Origin of the sequence: Prevotella sp. AM34-19LB (genome assembly GCF_003468525.1) — a bacterium.
Lineage (GTDB): Bacteria > Bacteroidota > Bacteroidia > Bacteroidales > Bacteroidaceae > Prevotella.
Genome location: NZ_QSIG01000062.1, coordinates 1 through 16,237, shown reverse-complemented (window position 1 = coordinate 16,237; position 16,237 = coordinate 1). Strand labels below are relative to the sequence as shown.

Below are 16,237 nucleotides of genomic sequence, written 5' to 3'. Positions count from 1 at the left end.
ATAATTGAGAATCAAGAAGATACGAGGTTAATTAACTATAAAGAGCAAAAGAAAAATGCCCAATTCAGTTGTTTGCTTCCCTAATTAAGTTTTCGGACGGCCTCCCCCTATCAGTGGGGCGTCAAGGCTCTTGTAGCCTTTATACTAACGTTCGTTCTTGCCAGTTGTAGCAAGGATGAAACTATTGATACTGGTGAGCGTGTCATCCGTATTGAAGCTAATAGTACACGTACTTACTATGCCATTAGTGAAACAGAGGGTATCACATATACTTCTACAGGTATAGCGTGCCTTATCAATCAAGATACGAATCATCCCAAATGGATACTTAGCTATGAAGAGATAGCTAAGCGATTAGATATATCCCTATCGCATGCTTCAACAATGCAAATTGCCTTTACCAAAGTCCTGAAAGATGGTCTTTGGCGTTTTGCCGTGCAGTTTGATGGTCAAAAGGAAGGCAGCGAATATTCGATAGACGTAAATCCCGAATCAGGCTGCATCGAATGGGTGCAGAGCATTGAAGAAATGCCTGATGGGGAAGTTACCCTCCATTTTAATCATTAATTCTTAGAAAAGTATCATTGGCGCATTCGTGTCATATTGTATAACTATTGATGGTACTTTTCTGGAATGAAGAGGAAGAGTACTGTCGTTAAATTATTTACGCATAGTATGATAGATAATCAAGCTGCATCAGCTACAGAAACCATAACATTTAAGGATATATTGGCTCGTTTTAGAAAAGAATCTATTACTGAGCATGATAAAGGAGCAAAGTTTGAAAAATTAATCAAGCGTTGGCTCTTGACAGACCCCGAGTATGCAAATATTTTGGAGAAAGTCTGGCTTTGGGATGAATTCCCTGGCAAAGAAAGCTTGGGTGGAATCGATTTAGGTATAGACCTTGTTGCAAAGACTGACGAAGGGAAGTATTGGGCTATACAATGCAAATGCTACAAGGAGGATGCTGTAATGAGCAAGGGTATGGTAGATTCGTTTATCTCAAACGCAAACCGAGTATTTGTTGATGATGAAATGCATACTTCGCGTTTTGATAAAATGGTGTGGGTTTCTACATCATCACATTGGGGGAAGAATGCTTTGGAAGCAACTAAGCATCAGACCATACAGTTTATTCCTATTTATGCAAACCGTCTTCAGTATTCTGGTGTAAATTGGAAGGAACTTGTTGAGGGCAAGCAGGGCAAGGAAGCTTTGCTTGCAGGGAAAACTATACGTCCTCATCAAATAGAGGCTCTTGATAAAGCTCATGAATATTACAAGAATCATGATAGGGGTAAGTTGATCATGGCATGTGGTACAGGTAAAACTTATACCTCGCTTAAGATTATAGAAAATGAAACTAAGGGTAAGGGTATGGTGCTCTTTATGGTACCAAGTATTGCCCTCTTAAGTCAGGGTATGCAGAATTGGACTACTGATTCTGAATACAAGATTAAACCAGTTTGTATCTGCTCTGATGCTAGTGCTTCACGATTTGAGGATGACGATGAAAATAATCTTTTGGATATGTCGTTCCCTGCTTCTACTAATGTAGATACTATTGTAAAGCAGCTTAAAACCTATCAGGAAAATGGCGAATTTATAGTGGTATTCTCAACATACCAGAGTATTGATGTGGTAGCTGCTGCTCAGGCTCAGTTGTTAAAAGAAAATAATGGGAAATTTGGTGTATTCGACTATATCGTATGTGATGAAGCTCACCGTACAACTGGTGCAAAGTCAAAAGTTAAAAATGAAAGCAGTTTCACGAAAATACATAACAATGAGTATGTAAAGGGTGTAAAGCGTCTTTATATGACTGCGACTCCTCGTTATTATAAAGATAGCGTAAAGAAGAATGCTGAAGAGAAAGACTTCATCCTCTGGAGTATGGATGATGAAAGTATCTATGGAAAAGAATTTTATAGAATCGGATTCGGAAAGGCTGTAAGTTTAGGCTTGCTGACTGATTATAAAGTACTTGTTCTTACAGTTTCGGAGGATGAATTATCGGATGATTTGAAGGATAAATTGAAGGATGATACAGAACTGAATGCTGATGACTACACTAAATTGGTAGGTTGTTTAAACGGCTTGTCAAAGCGTATCAAGGGTGATAAGGGCGTTACCTTGATAGAGGATCCTTCCAAGATGCATCGTGCCGTGGTGTTCTGTTCATCTATCAATCGTGGAAAACGAAGCAATGGCGGTATCTGTTCTACCGAATTTGCCTCAGAATTTCCTAAGCTGACAAAACTTTATAAAGAAAAAGATGTAAATGAAAATGAGCGTGATAATGTGCTGGATATTGAAGTTCAGCACATTGACGGTTCTATGAATGCACAACTTCGTTCAGAGAAGATTGATTGGCTGAAGGAAGATACCGGCGATGATAACAAATGTCGAATTCTTTCGAATGTTCGCTGTCTTTCTGAGGGCGTAGATGTGCCTGCTCTTGATGCTGTTGTTTTTGCGTCAGCCCGTGATAGTCAGGTAGATGTAGTTCAGAGTGTAGGTCGTGTCATGCGCAGTTTCCATAAGGGTATGGCCGATGAGAAGAAGTATGGATATATTATTGTGCCTGTAGTGTTGCCTCCAGGTGCTAATCCTGATGATATTTTAGGCAAGGAGAGCCATCGTTTTAAAGTGGTTTGGGATATTCTGAATGCCTTGCGTGCTCATGATGACCAATTCAATGCGACGGTCGAAAAAATCAACTTGAATAAAAATAAGCCTTCTAAAGTAACCATTGGTACCATTCCTGGTTATTCTTTTTCAATGCGTGATGGCGGTTCGGTTTCCGGACATGACGAAGATGGGGAAGCAGTAGAAGGTAGCAAGCAACTATCGCAAGAAGAGATAGCACAAGAACTAGAAATCAAGTTTGGCAAGATGCAGGAAGGCATTTATGCCAGATTGGTAGAAAAGGTTGGTGACCGATTGTATTGGGAAAATTGGGCTAAGAAGGTTGGCGATATTGCTCAAAAGTTTATTTATCGTATCCAGAAATTGATAGAGAATGGTAAGGCTACCAAGGAGTTTGACGAGTTCTTGAAGGGCTTGCAGCAGAATATCAATCCTAGTGTTGATAAGAATCAGGCTATTGAGATGATTGCTCAGCACATGATTACCCGCCCTGTTTTTGATGCTTTATTTGAGAAATACCGTTTTGTTGAAAACAATGCGGTAAGCCGCTCCATGCAAAAAATGTTCGACATTTTAGAGAAGGAGGATGTTGACAGAGATACCGAGGCTCTTGCTAATTTCTATGAGGATGTGCGTAGAAATGTAAGCGACATTGATAACCTGGAAGGCAAACAGTCTATTATCAAGACCCTCTATGAGAAGTTCTTTAAGGGAGCTTTCCCTCTGACTGTAGAAAAGCTGGGTATTGTCTATACTCCGATTGAATGTGTTGATTTTATTATTCGCTCTGTAAATGATGTTTTGAAATCAGAGTTTGATTGCACCTTATCTGACGAGAATGTCAATATCCTTGATCCATTTGTGGGTACGGGTACTTTCATTACTCGTCTTATGCAAAGTGGTCTTATCAAGCCTGAAGATTTGGAGCGCAAATACAGACATGAAATTTTCTGTAATGAAATTGTTCTGTTGGCATACTATATAGCGGATGTCAACATAGAGAGTGTGTTCCATGAATTGACCCTTCGAAAGGAATATGTTTCTTATGATGGAATCTGCTTAACAGATACTTTCCAAATTTCAGAACATGAAGAGGGTAAGTTAGACAGCTCATGGTTCCCTGAGAATTCTGAACATGTGGATAAATTGAAGAGATTGCCTATCCAAGTGATTATTGGCAATCCGCCATATTCTGTAGGTCAAAAATCGGCTAATGACAATGCTCAAAATCAGTCGTACGAATATTTGGATGCACGTATCACCGAGACTTATGTGGCACAGTCGGAGGCTGGGTTGAACAAATCTACATACGATATGTATGTCAAAGCTTTCCGATGGGCATCAGATAAATTAGCACAGAATAAGGAGGGTGGAGTAATCGGCTTCATCAGCAATGGTGCTTGGTTAGACGGAAATGCGAACGATGGATTCCGAAAATGCTTGGAAAGAGAATTTTCTAAGATTTATATTCTTAATCTGAGAGGTAACGCAAGAACATCAGGCGAACTTCGTAAGAAAGAAGGCGATGGAATTTTCGATTCGGGTTCTCGTACTCCAATATCAATAACTATTTTGGTTAAAAAGCCAAATCAATTGCCGAATGAGAAGGCAACTATTTTTTATCATGATATTGGTGATTACTTATCAACTGACCAGAAGTTAGCATTGGTTAAGAAGTTTAAGAGTATCCAGGGAAAAAACTTGGATTGGACCATCTTGTCTCCAAACCAGCATGGTGATTGGATTAGCATGCGCAATGAGGGCTTTAAAGAACTTATTCCTTTGGCTCCTGATAAGAAGTTTGCTGTTAATTCCCATTCTATGTATTCTACTTATGCTATCGGCATTGCTACTAATAGAGATGCTTGGGTATATAATTTCAGTAAGATACATTTGAATAATAATGTTTCTAATATGATCTCTTTTTATAATCAGCAGGTAGAGGAGTATAAAGGTGCCATAAATAAGAATCCTAAAATAAAAGTTGAAGATTTTATTGATAAGGATGATACAAAGATAAGCTGGACAAGAGGATTACGTAATAGGGTTGTTAAAAACCAATCTATAGCTGCTGATAGTGAGGTTGTTACAAGTCTATATCGACCATTTTGCAAGCAATTGCTGTATTTCTCGAATGAGTTAATTGAAAGTATGGGATTATCACCGAAGTTATTCCCTACAATAGAGATGCAAAATATGATGATTTGTATTTCATGCGTAAGTCAAAGCAAAGGACTTTCTGCATTGATAACAAATAATATCGCTGATTTGCATTTTATTGGCGATACGCAGCTGTTTCCTCTTTACTGGTATGAAGAATCAAAGACACGCCAGCTTTCACTCTTCGATGAAAATCCAGAATCTGAGTACATTCGTCATGATGGCATCAGTAACTGGATACTTAATGAAGTGCGTACACGATTGAAGCTTAAGTCGATAGATAAAGAAATGATATTCTATTATATCTATGGCTTCTTGCATTCGCCAGAGTATCGTACCATGTTTGAAGCTGATTTGAAGAAGAGTCTCCCTCGTATTCCAATCATCGAGGATGTTGATGCTTTCCGTGATTTCTATCAGGCAGGTAAGGCTTTGGCCAAGTTACATCTGAACTATGAGAGTGTGGCTGCTTACGAAGGCTTGGAGATTGTAGATGCATATCATGGCAAGAATCAATATGAGCATTATTCTGTGACTCCTAAGATGAGATTCCCGAATAAAGATCAGAAGGATACGATCATCTATAATGACTACATCACCATCAGGAATATCCCTGTTGAGGCTTATGACTATGTGGTAAATGGCAAGTCTGCCATTGAATGGTTGATTGAGCGTTATGCTGTAACTGTTGACAAGAAGAGTGGCATCAGAAATGACCCTAACGATTGGTCGAGAGAACACGAGAATCCAAGATATATTTTTGATTTGTTTTGCTCTATCGTTAATGTTAGTATCAAGACCATGCAGATAGTTGGCAAGTTACCAAAACTTTCATTTAATGGGGCTGAGGTAAGTATTGATGTGGCTGGTAGAATGAGTGGAATTTCTGATTCGGCCAAGAGAGAACTGGCTATAGCTACAGAAGACAACACCTTGTATCTTCAGGTGAAACATGATGACTTCTATCATATAGTCGTAGAAGAAAGAAAAAATTTTGTTCGTACAATCACAGAAAGTACTGCCTCTCGCTATTTGGCTGTAAATGAGCAGGGAACTCCGCTTTATAATAAACAGAATGTGGAGGAAGGTAAGCGTTATTACTTGAATGACTATAATGGGGGCAAGTTCCCTTATGTAGCAAGAGAATTCCGTTATCTCAAACTTGTCAATGGCAATGCTTCGGCTCTTATAGCTATCAACCGCATTAACTTTAAAGCCGAGAATATAAAAGGAAACTTGGCTGAATGGAGTGTGCAACTTACATTGGGTGAAATTATAAAAGTAGAAAATTATATTATAAAGTAGATATGAAAACGATTAAAATGAATGAATTGAGTAACTGGTTGGTTACTTATATTACAGACTTTATCCATGGAGCTCAGGCGGAGAATGCGCCTGAGTTCTCCAAGTGGGCTAAATCTTTTAAAAGAGAGGAGGCTGAATTTATCGTAAGAGCCGAGTTTGTGAATGACTGGGGGTATGATGAGCGAAGTGAAGTTCCTGAAGAGGAAGCTATACTCTATGCTCGTGCTTTGATTGATAGGATATTGTCTTCATGGTATATGTAGGGCAATACATGAGTGAGGATTAGGTATTGTTGAGTTTGTAAAAATAGAAAATATGGATAAGAATTTATCTTTCAAATTTACAGTAACATATTCCGTAGACAACGAGAATCTTGCTTGTGAAGATATGTCTATGAAAGTAAAGATTGCCGGCATCAATTATCATTTAGATAAAAATGACAGTGATTATTTTGGGTTGTTGGCTGGCTATATTGAAAACGAGCCTGATAATCCGGTTGATTCATCTGCTCTCGGTATCTATGCAAATGATGGGAAGCTTGTTGGCTATATTCAAAAGACTGAAATTGCCAAAGTCAACAAGTTTACGGAGGGTGAAATGATGCCATGTTTTTTGCAGATAGCTCCTTTTGTCGATAATGAAGGCAAAGTTGCAATGCAAGGAACTGCTGTGTTGTTAAAACTGTATGAAGGAAAGGAGGATATGATGCAGAAAGTAATCAATGATTATACGGTTAGCTTAGGGGAAGCGTCTAAGGAGCAGTTAGGTGAATTGAACGGTAAATTGGATAAGACCAAGTATAACGAATATGTAGAGAATGGTGAAGGTTTGTTAGATCAATTTGGATTCAACATATTACCTTATGAGATATTGCCTTCAAGCGAGAAAACGAAAGATTGGTCACTAGATGTTTCGCATTTCTATATTGAAGATGTCAATCGTTATTTGAATGTTGTTTTTATAGAGCCAGAAGAAATGGGTCTCTTTTCAGGTTATATGCTTAATGATGGTATCTACAGCTCTGATGGAGATTTAATTGGACACGTTCCTGATTCTGTTTTATCACAAACAAATGAAATGTCAAAAGGTAGAAAGCTATTCTGTCTTTATTTTATTTATCAAAAGCTTAATTCTGCTAACCAATTATGTTTGGCTTCTAGAGTTATTGCTTTTAAGCTTTATGAGGATGAAGGGGACTATAATTTAGCCCTTGTTGGTAATTTTGGCTACGATTTTGTAAAGGATACTATTAACGAATTAAAGGAGTCACAAAAGCAAATAGATAAGCTAAAGCAGCATGGAGAGAAATTAGATACATCTAATGAATATTATGATTTTCGTAAAAAGAAGATAGATAAGCCTGTTGGTTGTTCTAATAACGCCCATGAGAAACCTCAGGAGAAGGCCGGCTGTATGTCTATGCTTATTATATTTGTGATATTTACAGGGACTCTATTGTTAGCGATTCTCTAGTGCAGCGTGAGGGGCGGTGTGTCACCACCTCTCGTTTTACATCATAGGTCGTTTATATTTCTAGGCCCTCCTCTCTACACGGTGAAGAGAAATGCTTATGTATGAAATGAACAAAGACCTGCCTTACGAGCAGCAGGTAAAAGTCTTGCTCCGCCATTACGACCAGCTGGTGGAGGAGAACAAGGCCTTGAAGGCTCGAATAGAGGAAATGACCCGGTATGGAGATCCTGCCGAGCTGAAGAAAAAGCTGGATTCTCTGCCTTCTAATGTCAAACAGCTCAGGGAACTCTATCGCGAAAGAGATTCCAGAATCAACTGGGGCAAGAAGAAACTGGTGAATTATCTGAGAAGCGCTGGGGTGAAAATTCCTCCTCTCATGTCGTTCACAAGAGCTGTGGAAATGGTAATAGAATTACCTACCCATCCATAAAAGTCGAGGAGAGGAAGTGTAGCGCTAAAAATGCGCACTTTCTCTCTTTTTCGTACATATATTTGACAATCAGGAAAAAATACGCACTCTTTTTACGTCCCCTTAGAGACGTAAAAGGCTTGGAAATACCACCGATTATTGCTAATTTTACACAGAAAATAAAAATAGCAATGGTTGAAGAGGCAAAAGAAATAGAAAAATCAGAATCTCCGGCTGTAAGGTTGATGAGATTATCATATATCGAGAGGATTGGAACTCTTCTCGGTATCATGATTGGTGAGGATATTTCTCCTCGGAAATCAATCGTGAATGAATTCCATGTCTCTTATGATACGATTCGGAATTTCCTGAATTTCGATTCTAAAATAAAGATTGAAACCATTCTAAAATTCTGCTATATAATAGGTCACTATCTGCATGAAGAATATGAGGCCGTAGAGAACTACAAATCTAAAAAGCATATTAAAGATAGAGACGAAAGACTTGGCCGCATCAATCAACTGCAAAGAGAATATAAAGAAATCTATGGCGCAGGAGCTGAAGCGGTGGAAGATTTGATAAAAAAGAAAGTAGATCTCCGCCAGTTTGTGAACAAGGCGGAGTAATAATACTAAACAACAACTTATTCAATTGCAAACTTTTAAAAACCAAAGAAAATGAAAGAAATAACATGAACCACTAGGGTTTTGCTGGTCATAAGTCAACAACGCCTTGATAGCTGCCTCACCTCATGAAAATCATGGGGGCTGCCCTCTCTAACTAGTAAATGGTAGTTTTTAGTCAATCCTTCAAAAATTAAAGATTAAGAAAGGGATTATTATGGCTAAATTATTTTATAAGTCGCTGATTAAGCTCGCCCAGCTGAGATTAATCGTCGTAGTAGTTAACGTGAATCTTTACGATCATAGTATCCTCGTGCAGATTCCAGGTAAATATAACCGTTTTAAAATATTGAACGATAAAAAGAAGTAGAAAGATGGCGACAAATGATACTTATAATTTCTATGACCAGTCTAGACTGGTTCGCATAGACCATGTTGACAATTTCAATGAGCTTATTAATTTTACTCGAAATCAGGCATCTCAGGATGATGTCTGCGAGGCTGATTTTGGGGAGGTGGTTGAAGAGAATTCTAATACGGATGATAAATCCAAAGAGGAGGTAGCGAAGGTTACGGTCATTCCCCAAGAGCTTTCTACGCCCCAAGGGATTGGCTGGCTTCATAAAATGCAGGATGCGGGAGTGTTGGATGAGAACTATCAGCCTGCTTCTCAACTGACTGTTGCTCAGATGGGTTGCCTTGTCATGAAGGCTCAGTTTGAGCTGAATCTTTCTTCCTGCTGGAAAGATTTTTCCTTGTTGTGGAACATTAATAGAGAGAAGTTGAGAATGGGGTTTGTGAATGGTCAGAATACCAAGCAAACTATAGAATATAACAAGAAGATTAGCAAGTATTAGTACTAGTACGCTGTACTACTCCGTACTATTTTTATTTCAAAATATCGCCGTACTTTTGCCCCAGATTTCAGAACGATACCGGTTCTGAGGTCTGGGGCTTTTGCGTTTTCTATCGCCAGGTTGCTGGGATAGTTTTCCTGCCATGTTGTAAGTGGCGCAGCGTATCAGCCCATCGGTCTTTGACAAGGTTGATACATTTATTATTGCAGAACTTTTTGTGAGGAAGTTAGAGGAGTTACTCCTCAACTTAAAATATGTGCGGAAACTTTTAGCGTGTATTTTTTTGCAAAGGTATCCGTCGGGTACCTTTTATATATTTACTTAATTTTTTTTGCTTATGATGAATTCAAAAATTCAGAAGGCGGAGGATGGCAAGAATGCCGGCTCTGCCAAGAAGAGTGTGCAGACTGCTGTTTTTGAGAATCCGGATTTCGGAACGGTTCGCATCGTTACTGATGAGAAGGGCGAGCCTTGGTTCTGTGCGAAGGATTTGTGTGATGTGCTCGGGTATAAGAGAGCTACAGACGCTGTAAGACAGCATGTTAGGTCTAGCGATACGGCGAAATACCGCATTGCTAGAACTGTCAAAAATCGTTTTGGCGTTTCTGAAGGAAAGGTGCAGAACGTGCAGATGAACTTCGTTAACGAGAGCGGTTTCTATGCTCTGGTGCTCGGTTCGAAACTGGCTACGGCGGTGAAGTTCAAGGATTGGGTTACCTCGGTGGTGCTGCCGCAGATTCGCAAAACGGGCGGTTATATCCCGGTGAAGGAGGGGGAGAGCGAGGAGGAGACGATTCGCAATGCTGAAGAGATTCTCCGTGCCACCCTGAAGAAGAAGGAGATGCTGCTGGAGCAGCAGAAGAAGCTGCTGCATCAGCAGGAAGTGCAGTTGGGGCTTGACAAGAAGCTCATCGGCGAGCAGGATGTGGAAATCAGACGTCTCAACGGGGTGCTGGATGAGCAGACGAGATGGGCTTCCATCCAGGGCGAGAACGTCATCAACCTGGAGAAGCAGGTGGATGGGCTTCTGCCTAAAGCGATCTACTCGGATAATGTCTTGGATTCTGTTTCCTGCTTCACTATTACCCAGGTGGCGAAGGAGCTGGGGATTACAGCGCAGGAGCTGAACCGCTCGCTGTGCGCCCTGCATATCCAGTATTACCAGAGCGGACAGTATATGCTCTATGCGGAGTATGCGCACATGGGATTGGCGAAGAGCCGCACCCGATACAATGCCTTCCTGGATCCGAAATGCGATGGCAGAATGGAGAAAATGGGCAAGGCGGTTACGCATACCTATCTCGTATGGACCGAGAAGGGCAGGAAGTTTATCCATGACCTGGCGCACAGATTCTGGGAGCTTGCTGAACTGTATGAGGTGAAGAATTTGGGATAATCATTAAAAATGGAAATATGGCGATAAAGCAACAGGTAATGGCTTTAAATCCGGCACGCAAGGGCAATATGGGAAGATTGAATTCTTCCCAGCCCCTGTATGTCTATGACACCCTGATAGCACAGCCGTGGCTGAAGGGTGTGATTGCGCAGATACGTGGGGAAAAGGCGATTCCCGGCGTAGATGCTGGTGATGAAAAGGCGGTGAAGAAGGCGAAGGAGGGGCTGAAAAGACAGCTGCCTATCCGTGCCATTCATTATTCTAAGTTCAGGAATAATCACCGATCTAGTGAGGATGCGGTTCCTGAAAGCTTCCTCTTTCAGACGACTATTGATGTGGATGATGTGGATTATGTGGATGCTGCCCTGGAGAAGGCTCGTGAGCTGAACTGCAGCAACACGATATGGAAAGGGATGCTGCTGCATCTGGAGTATTCGGCTAGAAAGAAGCTGCATATTGATATCAGAATGCCGATGGGTATGACGATTGAAGAGACGCAGAAGGCGTATTGCGAGGCGGCTGGGATTCCCTACGACAAGAGCTGCATCACGCCGGAGCGAATCATCTTTATCACGGATAAGGACTCGGAGATTTACCGTTCGAAGGAGTGGTATGGGGTGCTGCCGGATGAGGAGATCAAAGCTCGCAGAGAGGCTTTCCTGAAGCGTGGGCTTACGATTGATGGTAAGGGGACGGCTCGCTACAGCTTGCTTGCCGGGGATTGCAAATCCCCGGAACGCCTGGCGGGGGACTTTCAGGGGCAAGTACCTAATGATAGTAATCATAATGTTCAAAGTTCAAATCTCAAAGTTCAAAGTAATGACGATGTTCAAAACAATCGATTTCAGGGCACTGACAGCTATTCTGCTGTTCCTTCTGGCGCTGCTATTCAGCCTGCCCAACCTGGTAATAGCCATCGTGCTGATGATGCTGATATCAGCCATTCTGGAAATGCTCAGAAAGCTGGCGGACTGGCAGCCCAAGAAGCAGGGCAAGTTGATGCCAAGAATCTCATAGCCTTCGACCTCTTTCAGGAATCCGCAGGACTGAAGGGGATGAATATTGATACCGTCGGGTCCAGGCATTCCTCCCTGCTCGCCATTATGAGTGCTGGCGCTTCTCGTGTGATGAGTGAGGAGGAGCTGATGAAGGTGGTGGCGAAGAGAATGCCGAGCTATTATCAGGAGAATGACTGTCACCAGCTTATCCATGATTTCTATGCGAAATATGGAGATAGTTCCAAGCCGTTTTCTAGGGATGTGATTCGCGTGAATGCCTTGGCGGAACAGGCGGCTAAGAGCTTGCTTGCCGGGGATTGCAAATCCCCGGAACGCCTGGCGGGGGACTTTCTTGCTGGACAAAATGGTTATAGCTTGCTTGCCGGGGATTGCAAATCCCCGGGACACCTGACGGGGGACTTGATGGGGCAAATGGCAGGCAATGCTAATCATACAGTTCAAAGTTCAAATCTCAAAGTTCAAAGTGAAGACGAGGATTATCCTGCTCCGCCTCCGATGCCCAAGAAGCTGCCGAAACTGGTGGAGCTGCTGATATCCAAGACTCCGGAAATCTATCAGCCGGCTGTGGCTTGCGCCATTTTCCCTCCGCTGGCTACCCATCTCTGGAGAACGAAATTCAGATATATCGATAACGTGGAGCACGAAGCTACCCTGATGACCTGTCTGCTTGCAGGCACAGGCGCAGGTAAAAGTTGTGTGCAGAAACCTATCGATTTCATCATGGAGGACATCCGTAAAAGAGATGCCGAAAACCTGAAGCGTGAGAAGGAATGGAAAGAGGAGATGATGCGTAAGGGTGCCAACAAGGATAAGCGCAAACGCCCTGAGAATCTGATTATTCAGGAGATTGATGCTGATATGACCAACCCAGCCTTCGTGATGCGTACTGCTGAAGCCAAGGAACATTTCCTTTATACTTCGCTCAACGAAATCGACCAGTTTGATGCGCTGAGAGGTATCGGCAATCAGCAGTTCCGCATCATGTGCCTCGCCTTTGATCCTAGTAACAAATTCGGACAGTCTCGCGTAGGAATCCAGAGCGTTACCGAGCGTGTCTGCGTTCGCTTCAACTGGAATGCATCCACCACCATCGACAAGGGGCAGCGATATTTTGCGAAGGTGCTGACCGATGGTCCGCTGAGCCGTATCAACTTCTGTACCATTCCGGAGCGAGAGATTGGCGAGGATATTCCCATCTATGGCACCTACGATGATGAATTCAGAAATTCTCTGAAGCCCTACATCGAAAATCTCTGTATGGCGTCGGGATTGGTGGAATGCCAGGAGGCGTATGATCTAGCCGTGGTATTGAAGAATGAGAATGCCGAGTTTGCACGTACTTCGCAGAACCGCATCTTCGAGAATTTCTCGTTCCGTGCCAACGTCATCGCCTACCTCAAGGCGTGCGTGCTCTATGTTGCCAACGGCTACAGATGGGAGCCGGAGATGGATGATTTCATCCGCTGGAGCGAGCGTTACGACCTCTACTGCAAGATGCGTTTCTTCGGCGATATGATAGCCCGGGAGAACAGTGCCGGCGAGAAGAGTTCGAAGCGTGGACCGGAGAATCTGCTGCAGCTGCTGCCTGATATCTTCACCATGCCGCAGTTGGATGCCATCCGTATGGAGCATGGATTGAATGCGAAGGGTACCCGGAATGTGATCAAGCAGTGGATTTACCGTGGGTATATCGAGCGCATCTCTCCGCCCGGCGAGGACGGGAAAAGTGGTTACGGTTACAGTAGTTACAGATTCAAGAAGCTGAAGTACCGCCACGACGGGCAGGTGCTTGAAGCTTGATTTTTAAATTAATTGAATATTTATGGAAATAGTATTGAAGCGTATAGCCAAGAAGAACAGCTATACCATTGGTCGCCTCTATATCCTGAAGGATGAGGAGGTAGAGAGAGTGGTTCACTCTTCATGGATGAACCCACAGTTGAAGCGTTGGTTCGAGCATAAGATAGATGCCGGCAAACTGACGCAGGAGTGTTATTTCTGCGATACCCTGGAGCCTACGTGGCGCAACCTGAAGGGCGTGGAACTCCAGCCTGAGGAGGTGAACGTGCGCCTGGGCAGGGTTTCGGGCAAGAAGGCGCAGAAGATGAAGGGCACTACGGCGATTCCCGAGGGTACCTATCCGTTGCTCGTCACCAAGTCGCCCCGCTTCAAGGAGTGGCTGCCGTATCTGCAGGGTGTTCCTAATTTCGAGGGCATCCGCATCCATGCCGGCAACTACCCCGATGATACCCAGGGCTGCATCCTGGTGGGCGAGAACAAGGTGAAGGGCATGGTGGTGAACTCCCGTATCTGGCTGCATCGCCTGATGAAATGCATCAGCGAAGCGAGAGAAAAGAATGAATCCGTCTGGATTACCATCCTCTAAACACAAATCATCGTCTAAACCAAGAAGTAGTGCATTGCAAAAGAGTACCTGAATAAAGGGAAAATTTTGCAGTGCACTGATGGGGCAGGGTGAAAAATATATAAAAATTCTTTTGTCTCGATTGTTTTTGCTATCTTTGCAAGCGGATTCTGACTTGAAGAGGGGAATCGGATGACTAATTAAATAATGTAATGATATAACTCTAAACAAATATGAAGATAAACATTGGACCGGCTACGCCTGACGGGGCGTCGCACATAGCATCGCTTATCATGGAAGCGATGAACCCAGGATGCTGCCAGAATCTGGCTGGAGCGCATCATACACTGGCGGAATTTCACCAGGTGATGGAAAGACTCGTAAAAATGGAGGATAGCCAGTATAGTTACCGCAATACGCTCCTGGCTACCAATAGCGAGGGCATTACTGCTGGTATCATCGTGTCTTACGACGGTGCACAGCTCAAGACGCTGCGTAAGCGATTCATCGAGGAGGCTAAGGAAACCTTCGGCATCGACTATTCTGGAATGGATCCGGAAACCCAGGAGGGCGAACTCTATATCGACAGCCTCGCCGTGCCTGCTGCCTTCCGTGGTAAGGGTATCGCCAAGATGCTGCTTAAGGCGGTGATAGAAAAGGGCAGGGAAATGGGCCTTCCTGCCGTTGGACTGCTTGTGGATAAGGGCAATCCGAAGGCAGAAAGACTCTATGCCAATATGGGATTCGAATACGTGAATGATGCCGTGTGGGGTGGCCACAGCATGAAACATCTTCAGTATCCGCTACGTTAGTTCGCTAATCTCTGTATCCGCTACTCTAATTCCTCGATTTCATTTTCGTCCATATCCTTGTCAAGCTGGCCTCGCCAGAGATACTTGCGGGTTTCGTGAACGATGATGCCGTTGAGGCAGAGCAGGGAGATGAGGTTTGGTATCGCCATCAGGGCATTCATGCAGTCGGCGATATTCCATACCAGTCCGAGGCTGATGACACTGCCCAGGAAGATACTCACAATATACAACATGCGATAGATGAGCATCCAGCGCTTGCCCTTGAGGTACTCTACGCAGCGTTCGCCATAATAGCTCCATCCCAGGGTGGTGCTGAAGGCGAAGGTGGTGAGGCCGATGGTAAGCAATGGGGCTCCTATGTATGGTATCTTGCTGAAGGCTGCCTTGGTGAGCGCTGCGCCATCGTGGTAGTCGATATCAGGATAGGCGATGATGCTGGAGGTGATGACCAATCCCGTGAGGGCACAGATGATGACGGTATCCCAGAAGGTTCCGGTAGAGGATACCAGTGCCTGGCGTACCGGATTGCGGGTTTGGGCGGCAGCTGCTACGATAGGTGCCGAACCGAGTCCAGACTCGTTGGAGAAGAGTCCGCGGGCAATACCATAGCGGGCTGCTATCATGAGGGTGCTGCCTGCAAAACCGCCGCCGGCTGCACGGGTAGTGAAGGCGGATTCGAAGATAATCTTCAGGGCTGGCAGGAGATAGGCGTGATTAACAATCAGGATGTAGATACAGCCCGCCACATAGAAAAGCGCCATGAAAGGCACAAGCATTCCACATACTTTTGAGATACTCTGCACGCCACCGATGATGACTGCGGCACCGAGGATGGTGACGAAGGCACCGGTGATGTATGGACTGATGCCATACTGGTTTTCTACCAGTGTGGAGATGGCGTTCGCCTGTACGGTGCTGCCGATGCCGAAGGAGGCGAGGGCGGCAAAGAGGGCGAAGAGGATACCGAGCCACTTCCATCCCAATCCCTTTTCGAGGGCATACATACCTCAGTTCGGGATAAGAAATAGTGCCTAAAAAAGTTGGTAATCTCCGATATTTTTTGTATCTTTGTAGGTGAAATCCAATTAGTTACAAACATAAAAAGATATCATTATGGAGATTACCAAGGACAAAGTTACAGAATTATTTTGTATTATTGATGAATT

The 16,237-nt window shown here is 43.4% G+C and carries 12 protein-coding genes and 1 pseudogene; 12 read left to right on the top strand and 1 reads right to left on the bottom strand.

Annotated features, from left to right (window positions below; genetic code table 11):
• The first annotated feature begins 384 nt into the window (after positions 1-384).
• From DW830_RS13820 to DW830_RS13760, 12 genes are all read left to right on the top strand, one after another.
• The gene (locus DW830_RS13820; RefSeq protein WP_119250293.1) at positions 385-567 is read left to right on the top strand and encodes a hypothetical protein; all 183 of its coding nucleotides are present in this window, start codon (positions 385-387) and stop codon (positions 565-567) included.
• A gap of 108 nt (positions 568-675) precedes the next feature.
• Positions 676-6,117 (top strand): DEAD/DEAH box helicase, encoded by a 5,442-nt coding sequence (locus tag DW830_RS13815; protein WP_233544548.1) that lies wholly within the window; start codon positions 676-678, stop codon positions 6,115-6,117.
• A 2-nt stretch (positions 6,118-6,119) separates the two neighbouring features.
• Complete coding sequence (locus DW830_RS13810) at positions 6,120-6,380, top strand: hypothetical protein (RefSeq protein WP_119250292.1); 261 nt, start codon at positions 6,120-6,122, stop codon at positions 6,378-6,380.
• A 52-nt stretch (positions 6,381-6,432) separates the two neighbouring features.
• Positions 6,433-7,590 (top strand): hypothetical protein, encoded by a 1,158-nt coding sequence (locus tag DW830_RS13805; RefSeq protein WP_119250291.1) that lies wholly within the window; start codon positions 6,433-6,435, stop codon positions 7,588-7,590.
• A 97-nt stretch (positions 7,591-7,687) separates the two neighbouring features.
• Entirely contained in the window at positions 7,688-8,020 is a 333-nt protein-coding gene (locus DW830_RS13800; protein ID WP_119250290.1) for a hypothetical protein, read from the top strand.
• A 119-nt stretch (positions 8,021-8,139) separates the two neighbouring features.
• Positions 8,140-8,625, top strand: coding sequence for a hypothetical protein (locus DW830_RS13795; protein WP_147487273.1), 486 nt, complete (start codon positions 8,140-8,142; stop codon positions 8,623-8,625).
• A 214-nt stretch (positions 8,626-8,839) separates the two neighbouring features.
• On the top strand, positions 8,840-8,992 hold the full coding sequence (locus tag DW830_RS15930; protein WP_158573508.1) for a hypothetical protein: 153 nt from the start codon (positions 8,840-8,842) through the stop codon (positions 8,990-8,992).
• Positions 8,993-8,996: 4 nt separating this feature from the next.
• Positions 8,997-9,479, top strand: a complete 483-nt coding sequence (locus DW830_RS13790; RefSeq protein WP_119250288.1) for a hypothetical protein — start codon at positions 8,997-8,999, stop codon at positions 9,477-9,479.
• 337 nt (positions 9,480-9,816) lie between these two features.
• Positions 9,817-10,875 carry a phage antirepressor gene (locus DW830_RS13785; RefSeq protein ID WP_233544547.1) on the top strand — a complete coding sequence of 353 codons (1,059 nt, stop codon included), beginning with the start codon at positions 9,817-9,819 and terminating at the stop codon, positions 10,873-10,875.
• A gap of 17 nt (positions 10,876-10,892) precedes the next feature.
• Entirely contained in the window at positions 10,893-13,694 is a 2,802-nt protein-coding gene (locus DW830_RS16745) for a hypothetical protein (protein WP_233544546.1), read from the top strand.
• 22 nt (positions 13,695-13,716) lie between these two features.
• On the top strand, positions 13,717-14,280 hold the full coding sequence (locus DW830_RS13765) for a DUF5675 family protein (RefSeq protein WP_119250287.1): 564 nt from the start codon (positions 13,717-13,719) through the stop codon (positions 14,278-14,280).
• Between the two features lie 212 nt (positions 14,281-14,492).
• Positions 14,493-15,071, top strand: a complete 579-nt coding sequence (locus tag DW830_RS13760; RefSeq protein ID WP_119250286.1) for a GNAT family N-acetyltransferase — start codon at positions 14,493-14,495, stop codon at positions 15,069-15,071.
• A gap of 20 nt (positions 15,072-15,091) precedes the next feature.
• On the opposite strand, the pseudogene DW830_RS13755 reads toward DW830_RS13760, so the two are convergent.
• Positions 15,092-16,075, bottom strand: a pseudogene (locus tag DW830_RS13755) (alanine/glycine:cation symporter family protein); the annotation flags it as partial.
• Positions 16,076-16,237: the final 162 nt, after the last annotated feature.